The sequence below is a fragment of the Campylobacter concisus genome (assembly GCF_002913765.1).
In the GTDB taxonomy this organism is placed as follows: Bacteria; Campylobacterota; Campylobacteria; order Campylobacterales; family Campylobacteraceae; genus Campylobacter_A; species Campylobacter_A concisus_BB.
The window spans coordinates 137,725-156,361 of sequence record NZ_PPCH01000022.1 but is presented as its reverse complement, the minus strand read 5'-3'; the positions used below and the strand labels follow the sequence as shown (position 1 = coordinate 156,361).

The 18,637-nt window shown below is 41.5% G+C and carries 17 protein-coding genes; 16 read left to right on the top strand and 1 reads right to left on the bottom strand.

The features are described 5' to 3' along the window. Window positions 1-71 precede the first annotated feature (71 nt). From hypB to hypA, 5 genes are read left to right on the top strand one after another with little or no spacing between them, the layout of a single operon-like run. Window positions 72-884 (top strand): hydrogenase nickel incorporation protein HypB, encoded by an 813-nt coding sequence (gene hypB / locus CYO89_RS06530; protein WP_103597667.1) that lies wholly within the window; start codon window positions 72-74, stop codon window positions 882-884. Further along, window positions 884-1,123, top strand: a complete 240-nt coding sequence (locus tag CYO89_RS06525; RefSeq protein ID WP_009293878.1) for a HypC/HybG/HupF family hydrogenase formation chaperone — start codon at window positions 884-886, stop codon at window positions 1,121-1,123. Before hypB ends, CYO89_RS06525 begins: the two co-directional genes overlap by 1 nt. Beyond that, window positions 1,123-2,211, top strand: coding sequence for a hydrogenase formation protein HypD (gene hypD / locus CYO89_RS06520; protein WP_103597665.1), 1,089 nt, complete (start codon window positions 1,123-1,125; stop codon window positions 2,209-2,211). The genes CYO89_RS06525 and hypD overlap by 1 nt, the downstream gene beginning before the upstream one ends. 8 nt (window positions 2,212-2,219) lie before the next feature. Continuing rightward, the gene (gene hypE, locus CYO89_RS06515) at window positions 2,220-3,212 is read left to right on the top strand and encodes a hydrogenase expression/formation protein HypE (RefSeq protein ID WP_103597663.1); all 993 of its coding nucleotides are present in this window, start codon (window positions 2,220-2,222) and stop codon (window positions 3,210-3,212) included. Continuing rightward, the gene (gene hypA / locus CYO89_RS06510; RefSeq protein WP_021085088.1) at window positions 3,212-3,553 is read left to right on the top strand and encodes a hydrogenase maturation nickel metallochaperone HypA; all 342 of its coding nucleotides are present in this window, start codon (window positions 3,212-3,214) and stop codon (window positions 3,551-3,553) included. The genes hypE and hypA overlap by 1 nt, the downstream gene beginning before the upstream one ends. 860 nt (window positions 3,554-4,413) lie before the next feature. On the opposite strand, the gene CYO89_RS06505 is transcribed toward hypA, so the two are convergent. Then, window positions 4,414-6,879, bottom strand: a complete 2,466-nt coding sequence (locus tag CYO89_RS06505; protein WP_103597715.1) for an AsmA-like C-terminal domain-containing protein — start codon at window positions 6,877-6,879, stop codon at window positions 4,414-4,416. 73 nt (window positions 6,880-6,952) lie between these two features. Here CYO89_RS06505 and mltG point away from each other — a divergent pair, with 73 nt between their 5' ends. The 11 genes from mltG (at window position 6,953) to sdhE (ending at window position 18,431) form a co-directional block, all read left to right on the top strand. Continuing rightward, the gene (mltG, locus tag CYO89_RS06500) at window positions 6,953-7,897 is read left to right on the top strand and encodes an endolytic transglycosylase MltG (RefSeq protein WP_103597661.1); all 945 of its coding nucleotides are present in this window, start codon (window positions 6,953-6,955) and stop codon (window positions 7,895-7,897) included. Window positions 7,898-7,960: 63 nt separating this feature from the next. Then, a complete protein-coding gene (locus CYO89_RS06495) occupies window positions 7,961-10,135 on the top strand; it encodes an NADP-dependent isocitrate dehydrogenase (RefSeq protein WP_103597660.1) in 2,175 nt (724 codons plus the stop codon). Window positions 10,136-10,138: 3 nt separating this feature from the next. Beyond that, entirely contained in the window at window positions 10,139-11,032 is an 894-nt protein-coding gene (locus tag CYO89_RS06490) for a lactate/malate family dehydrogenase (protein ID WP_103597658.1), read from the top strand. An 8-nt stretch (window positions 11,033-11,040) separates the two neighbouring features. Beyond that, complete coding sequence (locus CYO89_RS06485; protein WP_009293870.1) at window positions 11,041-11,352, top strand: 4Fe-4S dicluster domain-containing protein; 312 nt, start codon at window positions 11,041-11,043, stop codon at window positions 11,350-11,352. After that, on the top strand, window positions 11,349-12,479 hold the full coding sequence (locus CYO89_RS06480; RefSeq protein ID WP_103597656.1) for a 2-oxoglutarate synthase subunit alpha: 1,131 nt from the start codon (window positions 11,349-11,351) through the stop codon (window positions 12,477-12,479). Before CYO89_RS06485 ends, CYO89_RS06480 begins: the two co-directional genes overlap by 4 nt. Then, window positions 12,469-13,314 (top strand): 2-oxoglutarate ferredoxin oxidoreductase subunit beta, encoded by an 846-nt coding sequence (locus CYO89_RS06475; protein WP_087584527.1) that lies wholly within the window; start codon window positions 12,469-12,471, stop codon window positions 13,312-13,314. Before CYO89_RS06480 ends, CYO89_RS06475 begins: the two co-directional genes overlap by 11 nt. Next, a complete protein-coding gene (locus CYO89_RS06470; RefSeq protein ID WP_103597654.1) occupies window positions 13,311-13,862 on the top strand; it encodes a 2-oxoacid:acceptor oxidoreductase family protein in 552 nt (183 codons plus the stop codon). The genes CYO89_RS06475 and CYO89_RS06470 overlap by 4 nt, the downstream gene beginning before the upstream one ends. 39 nt (window positions 13,863-13,901) lie before the next feature. Continuing rightward, window positions 13,902-14,324, top strand: coding sequence for a heat-shock protein (locus CYO89_RS06465; protein WP_103597652.1), 423 nt, complete (start codon window positions 13,902-13,904; stop codon window positions 14,322-14,324). A 433-nt stretch (window positions 14,325-14,757) separates the two neighbouring features. Then, on the top strand, window positions 14,758-16,596 hold the full coding sequence (gene sdhA, locus CYO89_RS06460) for an 8-methylmenaquinol:fumarate reductase flavoprotein subunit (RefSeq protein WP_021089067.1): 1,839 nt from the start codon (window positions 14,758-14,760) through the stop codon (window positions 16,594-16,596). Window positions 16,597-16,605: 9 nt separating this feature from the next. Next, the gene (gene sdhB / locus CYO89_RS06455) at window positions 16,606-17,571 is read left to right on the top strand and encodes an 8-methylmenaquinol:fumarate reductase iron-sulfur subunit (RefSeq protein WP_103597650.1); all 966 of its coding nucleotides are present in this window, start codon (window positions 16,606-16,608) and stop codon (window positions 17,569-17,571) included. 2 nt (window positions 17,572-17,573) lie between these two features. Next, window positions 17,574-18,431 (top strand): 8-methylmenaquinol:fumarate reductase membrane anchor subunit, encoded by an 858-nt coding sequence (sdhE, locus tag CYO89_RS06450; protein WP_103597648.1) that lies wholly within the window; start codon window positions 17,574-17,576, stop codon window positions 18,429-18,431. Window positions 18,432-18,637 lie beyond the last annotated feature (206 nt).

Below are 18,637 nucleotides of genomic sequence, written 5' to 3'. Positions count from 1 at the left end.
CCTTAAATTTTAATTTTATTTTTAAATTTAAGCGTTAAAATCTCTGAAAATTAATAAAAAAGGATAATAAAATGTGTAAAGATTGCGGTTGTTCAATGGGAAATCACGCCCATACTCACACTCACGCTGATGGCACTACTCACTCACACCCACACACTCATGATGGACATACAGACCACGCTCATGACGCACACGAGCATAGCCACGAGACTCACGCGCACCCTGTGCTAAACGAGAGCAAAACCATAGACGTGATAGAGAAAATTCTCTCTGAAAATGACAAAGAGGCTGCTCACAACAGAGCGCATCTTGATGAGAAAAAGATACTTTGTGTAAATTTGATGAGTAGCCCAGGCGCTGGCAAGACTACGCTTTTGGAGGCTACGATAAAGGCTGGTAAATTTAAAATAGGCGTTGTTGAGGGCGATTTAGAAACAAATCAAGATGCTGACCGCATAGTAAAAGCTGGCGCAAAAGCTCATCAGATAAGCACAGGTCAGACCTGCCACTTAGACGCTTTTATGGTGCATGAGGGGCTTCATCACCTGCCACTAAATGAGCTTGATCTAGTCTTTATAGAAAATGTTGGAAATTTAGTCTGCCCTGCAAGCTACGACGTTGGCTCACACTTTAACGCTGTGCTTCTTTCAGTGCCAGAGGGCGATGATAAGGTGAGCAAATATCCAGTGATGTTTAGGGCTGCTGACGTGCTTTTGATCACAAAAGCTTCGCTTGCGCCACACTTTGACTTTGATATCGAGCGAGTGAAAAACGACGCTAGAAAGCTAAATCCAAAGGTTGATATCTTTGTGATAGATAGCAAAACAGGCGAGGGCATCGATAAATGGATAAGTTATTTGGAATTTAAAAAAGAGCTAAGATAATGTGTCTTTCGATCCCTTCAAAAGTAATAGAAATAGATGAAAATAACGTTGCTACCGTTGAGACCTTGGGCGTTACTAGAAAGGTAAGCCTAGATCTTATCTCTGAAGAGGTAAAAGTTGGCGAATACGTGTTAATCCACGTTGGATACGCCATGCAAAAGATCGATACGCAGTTTGCGCTTGAGAGCTTGGAGGTCTATCAAAAGATCGCTGAGGATATGGACGCGGGGAAAATTTGATGGATCTTATCAATGACTTTCGCGATAAAAATTTAATCCTAGCCCTTTCAAAACTGATACAAAAAGAGAGTGTAAAACCGCTAAATATCATGGAAATTTGCGGCGGCCATACGCATAGCATTATGAAATTTGCACTGCCAAGCTTAGTTGGAGAGCATATAAATTTCGTTCACGGCCCAGGCTGTCCAGTCTGCGTGATGCCAAAAAGCCGCATAGACGAGGCCTGTAAGCTTGCCAGCATGGAGAATGTGATCTTTTGTACGCTAGCCGACATGCTAAGAGTGCCTGGCTCAAAGACAAGCTTGCAAAAGCTTCGCGGCGAGGGACACGATATAAGGGCACTTTACACGCCACTTGATGCGCTAAATATTGCTAAGCAAAATCCAGACAAAAAGGTTATATTTTTTGCCATTGGCTTTGAGACGACGACGCCGATGAGCGCAAATTTGGTTGAAAAAGTGGTGCAAGAGGGCATTAAAAATTTATACTTTCATATAAATCACGTAACCGTCCCAGCTCCAGTTAGAGCTATAATGAGCGATGAGAACGTGAGGATAGACGCATTTTTGGGTCCAAGTCACGTGAGCGTCATCACTGGAAGTAAAATTTATAAAGAGCTAGCGAGCGAATTTAAAAGGCCGATCGCCATTAGCGGTTTTGAGCCGCTTGACATCATGGCAAGTGTGTTAAATTTAGTCCGTCAGCAAAACGCAGTCACTTATGAAGTCTATAACGAGTACGCAAGGGCGGTCAAAGAAGAGGGCAACGTCAAGGCAAAAGAGCTCATAGCTAAGTACTTTGAGCCGTGCGACTTTGTCTGGAGAGGCCTTGGCGAGATAGCGCAAAGCGGCATGAAGCTAAAAGACGAGTTTGCCTATCTTGACGCTAGAGTGCAGTTTGACTGCAGCGTAGAGAGCGCTGGCGAGAGCAAGGCTTGCATTTGTGGGCAAATTTTAAGAGGGCTGGCAAAGCCGACTGATTGTAAGGTCTTTGGCAAGGTCTGCAACCCACAAAATCCGATAGGATCGTGCATGGTATCAAGCGAGGGCGCTTGTGCGGCATATTTTAAATACGCAAGAGTTGGTTAAGGAATTTAATGAAAAAGATAATGCTAAGCCACGGCGGCGGCGGCGAGGAGATGAACTCGCTTATAAACGAGACGATATTTAAAATTTTTGATAACGAAATTTTAAGGCAGAGCAACGACTCGGCGATACTAAATTTAAACGGAAAGATCGCATTTAGCTCCGATAGCTTTGTGGTAACTCCCATTTTTTTTAATGGCGGTGACATCGGCAAGATCGCAGCTTGCGGCACTATAAACGATCTAGCGATGGTTGGCGCAAGCGCAAAATACCTAAGCTGCTCACTCATCATCGAAGAGGGACTTAGTGTAGAGGAGCTTGAAAAGGTGCTTGGCTCACTTGCAAAAACATGCAAAGATAGTGGCGTGAGCGTGGTTTGTGGCGATACGAAGGTCGTGCCAAAGGGCAAATGCGATAAAATTTTCATAAACACAGCAGGTATCGGCGAGATAGTTTGTGAGGGTGTGGAGCTTAAAAATTTAAAAGCAGGGGCAAAAATCTTAATCTCTGGAGATGTTGGCAGACACGGCGGTGTGGTGCTAGCAGCAAGAGAGGAATTTGAGCTTGGGCTTGATCTAAAAAGTGACTGCAAAAGCCTAAAAGATGTTGTCTTAAAGCTATTTAGCGCTGGTATAAAGCCACAAACTATGCGCGATGCGACTAGAGGCGGACTAAGTGCGGTGCTAAATGAGTGGGCCAAATTTACTAAATTTGACATCTTAGTTTTTGAAGAAAATATCAAGGTTGCAGACGAAGTGATGGGCGTTTGTGAGCTATTTGGATTTGAGCCTTATGAGCTCGCAAATGAGGGCACTTTTGTTATGGCTGTTGATGAGAGCCAGGCTGAAGAGGCACTTAAAATTTTAAGAGAATTTGATAAAAACGCGATGATAATTGGCAAAGTTTTGGAAGCCAAAAACGAGCGTGTCATCATTGAAAACGCCTATAAATCAAGAAGATTTCTCGAGCCGCCAAAGGGCGAGCTATTACCAAGGATCTGCTAATGCACGAGCTTAGTATCGTTCAAAATTTAGTCAGCCTTTGCGAGAAAAATGCCGCCAAAGAAAACGCCAAAGAGATAAGCAAGATCGAGATAAAAGTTGGCCGTTTAAGCGGAGTGGAGCCACACTATCTGGAGAGTGCCTTTGATGTTTATAAGGCTGGCACGATCTGCGAAAACGCCGAGCTTGTCATAAATTTACAAGGCATTGTTGTAGAGTGTTTGGATTGTGGATTTGGTGGGGAGCTTAGCGAAAATGACTTCACCTGCCCAAAGTGTAAAAGCCAAAATTTAAAGGTGACTGACGGCGAAGATATGTATCTTATGCGCCTTGAGATGAAGTAAAATTTTGCGTATTATAATGCGTAAAATTTTATGAATTTATTGATTTTTTATGGATAGTGTTAAATTTTTCTCAATCAAACGCCTAAAGAGCTATAAAAACGAACAAGAGCATAAAAAGAACTTTTTGCTAGTACAGGCTGGCTTAAAAGCTTGGTATTTTAGAAATTGCCACTAGAAATTTAGCTTTTTTAGAGCATTGATAAATAATGACGAGATAAATTTTTAGGTCATTTATCGCGCACTTCAGTCTAGATGATTTTTGGTCTTTATAATAATGGATTAATAAGTTGAGCCAAAGATCTTGCGCCAACTCAAAAATACGTGCTAATTAGTCCTTGAACCGATAAATACGGCAAAGTGCGAACATGGCAACAATTCTAAAAGAAACATCGCGTTTATCACTCCACCCTTTTTTTAAGGACGAAATTTCAACAAATTTATAGCTCTAAATTAACTTACTTTGGCAGATATTTTTCTGTTGTGAAGACATAGACCAGACTAAATTTATAAATTTAGCTTGATTGTAGAAATTTAATTAAGCTAAATTACATTTGCGCCAAAATAGCTTTGGCAGGTTTAATTCACTAAAAATCATTTAGTTAGCAAAAAAGTTTTGACCTTAAATTTAACTACAAAACAAGCCCTTACCAAAAGCAAAGCCTCGTCGATCTAAAAAACTAGAACTAAAAAGACTTTGGCAGGGTATTGATCCGCAAGTGTTAGAATATTTCATTAAAGATGCGTTGTTTTGTTTTGATGAGGATCTGGCAAGATACTTAGAATGAGTGGCGGATAATAAACTCCGCCGTAAATTTTGTAAAAGTTATACTAAACAATAATTATTTTATGCTTAACGCTTTTTACTCAAATATCAAAAACGGAGCTTGCAAGACGTTTCTTATTATCTTTAGTGGCGAGAGCAGGGCGTCTTGCAGTATCTGCGTCGAGTACTCTGGCTTTTCAGTCGTGCCGCGTATGGCGATGACGGTTGAGAGCGAGCGGTCTTTGCCAAGGATGATTTGGTTGATAAGTGGGATCTTGTCGATGATGCCGCTTGCGTCTTTTAGTATCTTTAGCTCAAGGTCGATGTTTATCTTTTTGCTCTTTAGATCGATCGTGCCACGTCCGCCGATATCTGCGCTCGTGCCTATCATCTCAATCGCTAAAAACTCGATCACGTCGCCCTTTCTAGTAAGTAAAATTTTGCCGTTTTTAACAGTAAAACCCTTGTCGTTAAAGTCAGGCGTTTTAAAGCTAAGAAGCGACGGCACCGAGTTTAAAAAGCTTAAAAGCCTTTGGTAAAAGATGTAGTCTTTTAGATACGTGCCAAAAAATCTCACCTCAGCCTTGAAATTTTTAGAGCTCTCCCCAAGCATTTTTAGGCGAAATTTACCGCCCTCAAAGCTCTTGAGACCAAAAAGGTCGTTGATAAACTCGCCACTTATATCAGTTGCGTCTAAATTTATGCTTTTCTCATCGCTAAAATATCCAACTCTGCCTTGCTTTGCCAGCCCATTTAGCGAGGTGCTTTTACCTTTTTTCTCGGCGCTAAAGCTAGTAAATGGCAAGGTTTTGTTTAAGTCCTTTAAAATGATGTCGCCATTTTTTGCAAAGAGCTCAAGTGGCGTGCTTTGCTCTTTTGTGCTGTTGTCGTCAAGGACAAGCAAATTTAGGTCGTTGCTCTTAGCTTCTATGCCTTTTTCGGCGATATTTAAAGAGAGTTTCTTGCTCGCACTTTGCACCTTTACGCCAGCTTTTGAGACCGTGATCAAAAAGTCGTCACTATCATATTTTGAGCCATTTTTATCCAAAAACGGCATGTCAAATTTAAGCCCTTTTGCCAAAATTTCAAGATTAGTAAAGTCCTTGCTTTTTATGCTCACATCATCAAAGCCAAGCACGCCATTTTGCTTTAAAACTGGGGAGTTTTGCATTATGAAGTTACTGTTTTTGGTGGCTATCAAGCTTTCATCACCAAAGCTTAAATTTAGCCCAAAAGGCTCAATGCTAAGCGTGGTCTCGCTTGGCTTACTAAAGTCAAGAAGTGCGCTAAATGGCTCATTTTTAAAGGCTAAAATTTCATCATTTTTCTCTTTTAGATCAAAGCTTTCTATGACGCCTTTTATCTCGCCGGTGCTTTTTTGTAAATTTATATCTGCTTTTGCATTTGCTCTGAAAAAATCAAGCCCAAAGCCGCTTGCATCGATATTTAGCGTAGAAGTATTTACAAGCTTTACAAGGGCACTTTTAGCGTTAAATTTACTCCCAGCGATATCTAAAACCGCGTCACTTATCTTAAAATCGCCATTTGCGATGACACTTTTTTCATCAAAATTTTCTAAGCTTTTTTCATCAAGCTTTATCAAAATTTTTAGGCTAGCGTCCATTTTGCCGCTTAGCTGTCTAACTGGCACGTTGATCTTATAAGCTCTTAGTATCTCATTTATCGCCTCATCGTAAATGGAATTTGTCTTTATAAAAAGCTCTAAATTTGCACTTTTTTCATCAAAGATATTATTTATAGCAACATTTGAGCCATCAAGCTTTTTGCCCTTATAAACAGGCACTGTAAGGTCAAATTTAAGCTTTGAGTTATTAAGCGTGATGTTTGCTTCAGCGACATTTACAGCTGGCAAGCCTTTATCAAATTTAACAAGTAAATTTTTGGCATTTGCAGTCGCGTTTAGCTCGTTTAAGAAAAGATCATTTTCTTTAAGGTCAGCCTTGCCATTTATCTCATTTAGGTGATAGTCATCAGCCACGATGTAGCCATATATCCAGTTTTTAACCTCGCTGTTTAGGTGTATGCGACTATCAAGCTCAGCGATGAAGTCCTTGATGCTGCCAGCATTTACGTCATAGGCTTTGTAGGTTAAAAGCGTATCTTTTAAGGCAAAGCTAAGCTTGCCATTTAGCTCGTGCGAGGTGAAATTTCCATCAAATTTATAGTCATCCTTGTCAAAATTTGCGCTACCTTCGCCGCTAATGCTTACGTTAAAATCTTTAAGACTTAAATTTTTTACTATGAAGCGATCTATGCCATCTTTCTGCTTATTTTGAAATTTGATATCGATGTTTAGATAAGGGCTATCAACGAAAAATATATCATCTAAAAATAAAATTTTGATCTTAAAGTCATCGCCGATTTGCACGCTCTCAAGCGAAATTTCTTGAAAAAATGTATCAAGATAATCTACGCCCTGACTAAGGTTTAAAAGTCTCTCATCGCTACTTTTTTGTGCCACGTCTTTTTTAAAGCTTGGAAGCTTGATCTGCTTTGCTCTTACAATTATTTTTTTATCTAACTTTATATATAATTGCTCCAATTTTACGCCGTAAAACTCGAAATCGTTAATTTTTATGCCGTATTTTAAAAGCAAAACAAGCGAAAGAATCAAAATGATAAAAAATTTTATAAAAAAGCCATACCTAGATATTTTCTTTGATATCGTACTCATCGTCGTCCTAAGCATATTTGTCTATTTGGCACGCCCCATAAACACGAGCAAGGTCGTCTTTGTGCCAAAGGGAAGTGTGGGCGAAATTATATCTTATTTAGCTAATCGCAACTTTAACTTAAGCGCCATAGATAAATACGCCATGCGCTTTATAGGCTCGCCTCAGTCTGGCTGGATCGAGATAGGCAAAGATAAAATTTCAAGGGTTGATTTTTTAAAAAAATTAGCCAAGGCAAAGGCTGCGATGACCGAGATCACGCTCATCCCTGGCGAAACTACGATCGTTTTTTTAAACCAGATAGCCACTCAGCTTGGACTTGACGGAGCTAAACTAAATAGAGAGTATAACGCCCTTGCGCCAGTGAGTGATGGCTTTTTGATGCCAAATACTTATAAGATCCCAGTTGGTATCAGCGAAAGGCACCTAGCATATTATCTTGTAAATTCATCTAAAAAGGCACAAAGCGAGATCAGCAGAAAAATTTTTGGCGAATACAACGAGAAAAAGTGGTTTAAAATTTTAACCATCGCTTCAATCATCCAAAAAGAGGCCGCAAACGACGCTGAGATGCCACTTGTCGCCTCAGTCATCTACAACCGCCTAGATAAGGGCATGAGACTGCAGATGGATGGCACGCTAAACTACGGCATCTACTCGCACGATGTGATCACGGCTGAGCGCATAAGAAGCGATATGAGCGAATTTAACACCTATCTAAACGACGGCATACCGCCAAGTCCAGTCTGCTGCGTCTCTATAAGTGCAATAAAAGCGGCGATAAACCCTGCAAAGAGCGATTATCTATACTTTGTGCTTGATAAAAAGGCGAAAAAACACATTTTTTCAAAAACCTTAAGCGAGCACAATCAAAATATCGCAAAATAGGGCTAAAATACAACTAGCTTTAATAAAAAACGTGATAAATTTCAAAAAATCAAAAGGGCTAAAATGAGTGACATTATCTGGACTAAAACCGACGAAGCACCGCTTTTTGCAAGCTACTCTCTATTTCCTATCGTTAAGAGCTTTTTATCACGCGCTGGCATTAGCATAACTAGGGCTGACATAAGCCTAGCTGGGCGAATTTTATCTCTTTTTAGCAAAGAGCTTGGGCTAAACAAGGCTGACGAGCTAGAGCTTTTGGGTGAGCTAACCGCGCACAAAGAGGCAAATATCATAAAACTGCCAAACATCTCAGCCACGCTCGTTCAGCTAAAAGCGGCTATTGAGGAGCTAAGAAGCAAAGGGATAAATGTGTCATTTTATCCAGATGAAATCATCACAGACTACGATGAAGAGGTCGCTAAAAAATATGCAAAAGTGCTAGGAAGTGCGGTAAATCCAGTGTTAAGACAAGGAAACTCAGACAGAAGAGTCTTGCCACCAGTTAAAGAATTTGCCAAAAAGCACCCACATAGCAACGGTAACTGGGACAAGGCAAATAAAACTAAAATTTGCTACATGCAAAAGGGCGATTTTTACGAAAATGAGCGCTCAATCATCGCTAGCAAAGATGAGAAATTTTATATAAATTTCATAAGTTTAGATGGCAAAAAAGAGCTTTTAAAAGAGCTTGCCGTTCAAAGTGGCGAGATAGTTGATGCTACATATTTAAGCGTAGATGAGCTAGATAAATTTTATGAAAGCTGTTTTGACGAGGCAAAAAAAGAGAATTTGACCTTGAGCCTTCATCTAAAATGCACGATGATGAAGGTTAGCGACCCAGTCATCTTTGCTCACGCGATAAAGAGCTATTTTAAAGAGGTTTTTGAGCTATTTGGTGAAGAGTTTAAAACTCACGGCGTCGAGGCAAAAAATGGCTTAAAAGATATGTTTTCTAAAATTTCAACTCTTAAAAATAAAGATGAAATTTTGGCTAAATTTGATGAAATTTTGAGCAAAAAGGCAAAAATTTGGGCACTAAATGAAAGTGCCAGCAACTTTGACGTGCCAAATGACGTCATCATCGACGCCTCCGTGCCTGCGCTCATTAGAAACTCTGGCAAGGTAAAAGATAAGGACGGTGAGCTAAATTTCTCACTTTGCATGATCCCAGATAGGACCTATGCTAGGGTTTATGAGGCCTGCGTGGCGGACTTTAAAGAGCATGGCGCGCTTGATGTGAGTAAGATCGGCAGCGTGGCAAACGTGGGACTAATGGCTAAAAAGGCCGAGGAGTACGGTAGCCACGATAAGACTTTCATCGCAAAAGAGGACGGAGAATTTGTTGTTTGTAACGAAGCTGGCGAGAGCGTCTTTAAATTTAGCGTTAAAAGTGGCGATATTTTTCGGATGACGCAGGCTAAAGACGATGCGATAAATGCGTGGTTTGAGCTTGCTTTAAAAAGAGGCGAAATTTCAAAAGATGAGCTTATATTTTGGCTAGATAGCAGCCGTGCTCATGATAGAAATTTGATAGCTAAATTTGAAAAATTTAGAGATAAATTTACTAATGCTGGCGTGAAATTTGAAATTTTAAACTACGAGCAAGCAACTAAAAAATCGCTTGAAGCAATAAGAGCTGGCAAAGACGTTATAGGCGTCACTGGCAACGTTTTAAGAGACTATCTAACCGATCTTTTTCCGATATTTGAGCTAGGTGGCAGCTCAAAAATGCTCTCAGTAGTGCCACTACTTGCTGGTGGAGCGATGTTTGAGACTGGTGCTGGCGGGACGGCTCCGACGCTTGTAAAAGAGCTAAAAGAGAGAAATCGCTTGCTTTGGGATAGCTTAGGCGAGTTTTTAGCGCTTAGTGCATCGCTTGAACATCTAGCGTTTTTTAGGCAAAAAAAAGAGGCAAAAGAGCTAAGTGACGCGCTAAATAGAGCAGTTGCTAGCTATCTAGATGAAAACAAAACGCCAAACGCCACTCTTGATACCAGAGAGTCGCACTTTTATCTAGCGCTATTTTGGGCGAGAGAGATGGCAAAAAGTTGCGGGATTTTAAGCAAAATTTTTGAAAATTTAGCAGACGAGCTAGAGAAAAACGAGAGTGAAATTCTAAAGCAGATCAGAGAAAATGACGGTGCAAGCGTGGAATTTGGCGGATACTACCTGCTAGATGAAGCAAGAGCTAATGAGGTCATGAGACCAAGTGAAATTTTAAATCAAATAATAGGATAAGAGATGAAAATAAGTGTAGTTGGAGCTGGAAACGTCGGTGCTAGTATAGCTTATGCGCTTTGTATGAGAGAGCTTTGCGATGAGATCGCGCTTGTAGATATATTTGGCGATGTGGCGCGCGCAAAAGCGATCGACCTAGCGCAGTCAAGCTGTGTCTTTAACGCTAAAACTAGCGTTTGTGGTGGCGATGATTTTGTGCTAATTGAAGGCAGTGACATCGTCATAGTCACAGCTGGAAGCCCAAGAAAAGAGGGTCAAACAAGAGAAGATCTGCTTCTTAAAAACGCCGTTGTCGTAAAGCAAACAGCGCAAAAGATAGCTGAATTTGCCAAAAACGCAGTGATAATCGTAGTCACAAATCCGCTTGATGCGATGGTCTGGACGGCTCATAAATTTAGTGGTTTTAGCAAAAACAAAGTGATCGGCATGGCTGGCGAGCTAGATAGCGCAAGGTGCAGATATGAGCTAGCGCTTTTAAAAGATAAAGACGCCAGCAAGCTAAGAGCAAAGATTGTCGGCGCTCACAATGACGAGATGATCGTATCAGCTAGCAATATCAGTGAAAATTTAAATGAAAATGAGCTAAAAGCGCTCAAAAAAGAGACAAGCACCGGTGGCGCAAAGATAGTTAAGCTTCTTGGCACTTCAGCTTACTACGCACCAGCGGCTGCAGCTGTGAAGATGTGCGAGATGATCATCGGCAAGAGCGATGAGATAATAAGCGCTAGCGTGCTAATAGACGATGAGCTAAGTTGCGGCAGGCTAGTAAGGCTCGGACGTGATGGCTTGAAAGAAATTTTAGAGCTAAATTTAGACGAAGACGAGCAAGAGCAACTAAACAAAAGTGAAGCTGAAATTAGAAAAAATATCAAATTTTTAAAAGAAAACTTAGAGTAGGAAGATATATGATCGTAAAAGAAAATGTCCCAGTTTGGGTCGATGAGAGCAGGTGTAAGGCCTGTGATGTCTGCGTGAGCTACTGCCCAGCAGGCGTGCTAGGTATGAGGCTTGAGCCAAAGGCGGTGCTTGGCAAGATGATAGAGGTGGTCTATGCTGACTCATGCATAGGATGCCGTGACTGTGAGCTTCACTGTCCTGATTTTGCCATTTATGTGGCTGATAAAGGCTTTAAATTTGCAAAGCTAACACCTGAGAGTAAAGAGCGAGCTGCAGCCGTAAAGGCAAATAAATTTGCAAAACTTGGAGAGAGCGCATGAGAGAGGTAGTATCAACTGGTAATGCCCTAGTAGCAAGGGCTGCAGTCGAGTGCGGCTGTAACTTCTTTGGCGGATATCCTATCACTCCAAGCAGCGAGATCGCCCACGAGCTAAGCGTGCTTTTGCCAAAACATGGCGGCACATTTATACAAATGGAGGATGAGATAGCTGGGATTTCAGTAGCTCTTGGTGCAAGTGCGAGTGGCGCTAAGGCGATGACTGCTAGCTCTGGTCCTGGGATTTCACTAAAGGCTGAGCAAATAGGCCTTGGCTTTATCGCTGAGATACCGCTTGTCATCGTAAATGTCATGCGCGGTGGCCCTTCAACTGGCCTACCAACCCGCGTCGCACAAGGCGATATCTTGCAGGCTAAAAACCCAACTCACGGCGATGTAAATATGATAGTGCTAGCGCCTAGTAGCCTAGAGGAGTGCTATACGCAAACCGTGCGCGCCTTTAATCTTGCAGCTAGGTTTATGACGCCAGTTATGCTGCTACTTGATGAGACGATAGGTCACATGCAAGCAAGGGTTAGTTTGCCAGAAATCAGCGAGCTAGAAATTTATAAAAGAAGAGAATCTAATGGCGAGCCAAAAGAGTATAAACCATACGACGCCGCACCAGACGCACCAGCCACGCTAAATCCTTTCTTTAAAGGCTATCACTACCACATAACTGGGCTTCATCACGGCTCAACTGGCTTTCCAACAGAAGATGGCAAGATCGTTGAATACTCGATGAATAGGCTGTTTAATAAGATAAATTTACACACTGATGAGTGCGAGAAATTTGAAGAGTTTATGCTTGATGACGCTGAAATTTGCATCATCGCCTTTGGTAGCGTGGCGCTTTCGGCTAAGCAAGCGATATTAAATTTACGTGAAAAAGGGCTAAAAGTAGGGCTATTTAAGCCACTCACACTTTTCCCAGCTCCAGCCAAAAAGCTAAAAGAGATATCAGATAAATTTAAGAAAATTTTGGTCTGCGAGCTAAATTTAGGTCAATATAGCGGCGAAATTTCAAAGATCATCTTAAGAGATGACTTTGCAAAACTGCTAAAAGCAAACGGCAGACCGATAAGCCCAAGCGAGATCGAGGCGAAGATAGGAGAAATTTATGGCTTTTAATTATGATAAATATTTACGAACAGATAAAATGCCTACTCTTTGGTGCTGGGGCTGCGGCGACGGTGTCATACTAAAGGCTCTCATCCGCGCTATCGACACCATGGGCTGGGACATGAACGACGTTTGCGTGGTCTCAGGCATAGGCTGCTCTGGCCGCTTTAGCGGATATCTCGACTGCAACACTATCCACACGACTCACGGCAGAGCCGTAGCTTACGCGACTGGCGTAAAGATGGCAAACCCAGACAAGCACGTCATAGTTGTAACTGGCGACGGCGACGGACTAGCGATCGGAGGCAACCACACGATACACGGATGCCGCCGAAATATCGGACTAAATCACATCTTAATCAACAACTTCATCTATGCGCTAACCAACTCGCAAACCAGCCCAACGACGCCAAAGGGCATGTGGACGGTCACAGCACAATACGGCAACATCGATCCTAGCTTTGACGCCTGTAAGCTCGCAACTGCCGCAGGCGCTAGCTTTGTCGCACGTGGTAGCGTCATCGAGCCAGAGAAGCTAACAAAGCTCTTTGTAGAGGGCTTTAGCCACGATGGATACAGCTTTTTTGATGTATTTTCAAACTGCCATATAAATTTAGGTCGCAAGAACAAAATGGGCGAGGCGGTCAAAAATTTAGAGTGGATAAAGGGCCGCACGACGAGCAAGGTCAAATTTGACATGCTAAGTGACGAGGAGAAAAAGGGCATTTTCCCACTTGGCGTGCTTCATAAAGATGAAGAAAAGATCGAATACACCAAGGCTTACGACAAGGTAAGAAAGGCTGCTATGAGCGGCGAAGCGATAGATTTTAAGGAGCTAGCATGAAGTCACAGCTAAGATTTGTCGGCGTTGGCGGACAGGGCGTCATACTAGCAGGCGAGATCCTCTCAGCTGCTAAGATAAAAGCAGGCGGATACGGCGTCAAGGCATCTACCTACACATCTCAGGTGCGCGGCGGCCCAACGAAGGTCGATATCATCCTTGATGAAAAGGAAATTTTATACCCTTATGCAAACGAGGGCGAGATAGAATTTATGCTGGCAACTGCGCAGATAAGCTACGATGCCTTTAAAAGTGGCGTGAAAGAGGGTGGCGCGATCGTTGTTGAGCCAAATTTGGTAAAAGTAAGTGATGAGGACAAAAAGCGCTGGAAAATTTATGAGATACCTATCATCTCTATTGCAAAAGACGAGGTCGGAAATGTCATCACTCAAAGCGTCGTCGCCCTTGGTGTGGCTGTGGCGATGAGTAGGTGCATGGATGAAAATTTAGTGCGTGAAGAGATGTTAGCAAGCGTGCCAGCTAAGGTCAAAGAGGCAAATGCCAAAGCTTACGAGCTAGGTCTAAAATACGCAAAAGAGCTTTTAAAATAAATTTTTGGCTAAATTTAAATTTAGCCAAAACCTCCCAAAATGGATCAGATAAAACTAGAAAATTTCCGCAAAGAATATGGCTTTGATATGCCTATCATTAGGAGCTTGCCGGCTGGTGAGTGCTTAAAGATAAGAGAGAATTTACTTTATAAATTTAGCCTAGATGATGTAGATGAGTTTTTTAAGATAGATAAATTTAGCAGGCTTGATGGCTTTAGTGCGGACGAAGAAAATCTTGATCTAAATGCTCTTTTTAACAAACTTAACGTCGCCACGCCAAATGAAATTTGCATAAATTTTAATAAATTTGAGAGCATTGATATTTTGCGCTTTAATGATCTCTCTAAATTTTTTAGTGATATCTGGTATCCCTCGCTTGATGACATTGAGATATTTGATATAAATTTAAACTTTATTATTTCAGTCAGACACTACGGGGCTATCTATTATTTTACTCTCTAGATATCAAAAATTTACAAATTTATATGATTTTTGATAATAATACGATTTTTATCCCATTTAAATTTATTAGTTTTAATTATTTATTTAGTTTTAAGAAATATCCTCAAAGATACGTAAAATTGGCTATTTTATAACATTTTGTCTATTTTTATTAGTATATATTGCGTGGTAATATCATTTTTCATTTTTATCAAAATAATAAATTTATAAGTAGTAGCTACAAACACGATAAAATGGTCTTTTTCTAAATGATTTTAGCTATCAAATCTCACTATATAACCTAAAATAAATTCTTATGTTTCTTTTAAGTAAATTTTATGTAAAGTTTCATCATTAATTTTTTAATTAATGTAGTTGTTTTAAAAAATATTAAGAAATAAACTGGCGGTGCGTTTTTTGACGCTAATAAACTTATTAAAATAGGAAGTTATCAATGAGTGAAAAATTTACCAGAAGAGAATTTCTACAAAGCGCCTGTATCAGCGTAGGTGCGCTAGCTACAACAGCTGGTGCGACCAATGTTTTTGCTGGCGAGTTGCCAAAGGGCAATGAAAATGGCTTGCCATCTGTTGATGTGCTAATAATCGGCTCTGGCGGTGCTGGACTTCGTGCAGCAACAGCCGTTCGCAAGCAATATCCAAACTCAACCGTCGTTGTCGCTACAAAGATGATGCCATCACGTAACGCAACCTGTATGGCAGAGGGCGGTATAAACGGCGTTACTGACTTTAGCAATGGCGACAGCTTCAAGCTTCACGCGTATGACACCGTAAAAGGTGCAGCATATCTTGCTGATCAAGATGCAGTTGTGAAATTTTGTGAGGCAGCAGGCGCAGTCATCCACGAGCTAGACTACAATGGCATGCTCTTTTCTCGTAAAGATAATGGCGACGTAGCGTTTCGTTTCATGGGTGGCGCTAGCAAAAAACGCTGTAACTATGCAGCTGATAAAACCGGCCATGTTTTGATGCACGCCTGTCTTGACGACGCTATCACAGCTGGCGTTAAATTTCTAATGGATCATGAGCTACTTGAGATCGGTCTTGAGGATGGCAAGGTCGAAGGCGTCGTTCTTCGCAACATCCAAGATGGTCAAATTTACCCAGTTCTTTGCAAATCTCTAGTCATCGCAACTGGCGGATACACTAGAATTTTCTATAACCGCACATCAGTTCCATTTATAGCAACAGGCGATGGCATAGCTGCTGCGCTTAAAGTAGGTCTTGGTTTTGAAGACCCTGAGATGCTTCAGTTTCACCCAACTGGCGTTCAAAATGGCGGTACGCTTATCACAGAAGCTGCTCGTGGCGAGGGTGGATACTTGCTAAACAACAAGGGCGAGCGCTTTATGAAAAACTATCACGAAAAGATGGAGCTAGCTCCTCGTGACGTCGTCGCTCGTGCGATCGAGACAGAAATCCGCGAGGGTAGAGGCTTTGGCGAGGGCATGAGCGCTTATGTGCTTTGCGATGTTCGTCACCTTGGCAAAGATACTATCATGAAAAAGCTTCCTAAAATTCGCCACACAGCGATGCTTTTCCAAGACATCGACCTTATCGAGCAACCAGTTCCTATCCGCCCAACAGCTCACTACTCAATGGGTGGTATAGAGGTAGCTAAATTTGATGATATGAGCACAAAAATCCCTGGAATTTACGTAGGTGGCGAGGCCTCATGCGTATCTATCCACGGCGCAAACCGCCTTGGTGGAAACAGCCTAACTGACGCAGTTGTAACTGGTGATCTAGCAGGCAAAGGTGCTGGTGCTTACGCTCAAAATGCAAAATTTGCAAGCGGCAAAAAGACTTCTGAGCTTGCAAAAATGTGGCAAGATAAATTTAAAGCCATAGCAACAGGCGAGGGTGGCGTAAATGATATGTACGCACTTCGTGAAGAGCTTGGTAAAAACAACTGGGATCTAATGGGTATCTTTAGAACTGGTGCTAAACTAGACCAACTCTCTAAAAACCTAGAAGCTATCCAAGCAAAATATGACACCCTTAAAGTGCCAAATCAAAACCCAGTCATGAACACAGCATTTACTGACTATGTCGAGCTTGGCAACCTTATACTTCTTTCTCGTGCAGCATGTCTTGCAGCGCAAAATCGTCTTGAGAGCCGTGGCGCTCACACAAGAGAGGACTATCCAAAAAGAGATGATGTAAATTTCTTAAAACACAGCATAGTCACACTAAAAGACGGCAAGTTGGAGCTTGGCTACAAAGATGTTGTGACAGGCATATTTTCACTTGACGGCAAGAAGCCAGAGTAAGGAGCTAGGATGAAAATTATTATCGACCGTTTTGACGGAACTAAAAAATATGAATCAACTTATGAGCTAACAAATGAAGAGATCGCAGGTAAAACGCTCTTAACAGTGCTTTTTGATATCAAACAAAAAAAGGATGCGACATTAAATTTCACAGCATCTTGCCGCTCAGCGATATGCGGTGCGTGCGCTGTTAGAGTAAATGGTCACTCATATCTAGCTTGCGATACAAAGATGAACGAGCTTTTGGCAGAGTATGGCAACCCAGATACTATTAGAATTTCACCACTTGGAAATTTCAAGGTTATCTCAGACCTTATGGTGGATTGGGAGCCAAGTATCGAAAATTTACGCAAGATTAGGCCTAGCATCACTGCTAAGCCAGAATTTAGCGCTGCAAAAGGCTGTAAGCAAAGTCAAAAAGAGTACGACAAAGTCGCACTTGAATGGGACTGTATACTTTGCGGTGCATGCGCTAGCGAGTGTAATAAACTTGAAGCAGACGCGAGTGATTATATGCAGCCATTTGTATTTGTTCATGCTTATAGAGCTGCCTTTGACTCACGTAGCAAAGATCCTATGCCACACCTAAAACCAGCTATCGACAACGGACTTTGGATGTGTGTAAAGTGCCAAGAGTGTGCTGACCGCTGTCCAAAGGGTATAAGCGCATGCAGCGACATAACTGATCTTCGTATCATGGCTATACAAAAAGGCTTTAATGAGGGCATGGGGCCAGATCACGCTGAGGCATTCTTAACTGATCTAGTTGATGGCTCAGGCAGACTAAATGAGATCAAGCTTGCACTTCGTTCAGAAGGCGTTATCAAAAATATGGGCAAAATGGATATCGCGGCAAATTTAATGCTTGCTGGCAAGATGAATCCGCTTCATATTTTTGGTGAAGAGGATATTGAAGGACATGATGATCTAGTAAAAATGATAAACGCGGCTCGCAAAGCTGCTAGTAAGGAGTAACTATGCAAAATGAATTCGCTTTTTTCCCAGGATGCGTACTCTCTCAAGCAGCTAAAGAGGCTAAGATGTCGCTTGAGGCTATCGCTACAGTACTTGGCTGGAAGCTTCACGAGATAAAGGGCTGGAGCTGCTGTGGGGCCCAACAAGCACAAGACGTCGATCCTATCGCTGCACTTGTGGCAAATGCTAGAAATATAGCGCTTGCAGAGCAGATGAATATGCCAATGCTAACAACATGTTCAACCTGTATGCTAACTCTAACAAGAGCAAAAAGCACGCTTGATAAGGGCGCAAAAGATCGTATAAATACATTTTTGGCTGAGGGTAATATGAAATATAACGGCTCAACCGAGATCACAAGCCTTCTTTGGGAGCTTTATCAAAATGTCGATACGCTAAAAGCAAAGGTTGTTAAGCCACTTAGCGGCCTAAAAGTAGCGCTATTTTACGGCTGCCACAGCCTAAGACCTGAAAAAGATCTGCACAATAGAGAAAGTTCAGTCAATCCAAAGAGTTTTGAAACCGTCGTAAGCGCACTTGGCGCTACTATCGTACCATTTGAGAAAAGACTTGACTGCTGCGGCTTCCACGCAAGCTATCCAGCTGGAAAATCAGTAAGAAAAATGTCAAGCCAGATCGTAAATAACGCTGATCAAAATGGCGCAGATGTAGTTGTAACTCCGTGCCCACTTTGCCAAATGCAACTTGACATCTATCAAGAGAGATATCAAGATGAGAACCACTCAGATGTTAGAAAACCTATCATCCACCTCTCTCAGCTTGTAGGTCTTGCACTTGGTCTATCTGTGGAAGACTTAGGTCTTGATCTAAACATCATCGACGCTAGCAAGATAGCGTAAATTTTATCCCACGTCTTTTGGCGTGGGAAATTTCAAACATAAATTTTTCAAAATAAATAAAATTTGATGACAAAATAGTTTTAAAATTTACTTTGTGATATAGAAATTTTCTTACTGCTAAAATTTATTTAAATTTGTTCTTTTATATCATTGCAAAAATAGCGTACTATCAGGTAATCACACTAAATTTTAGATATAAAAAAGAG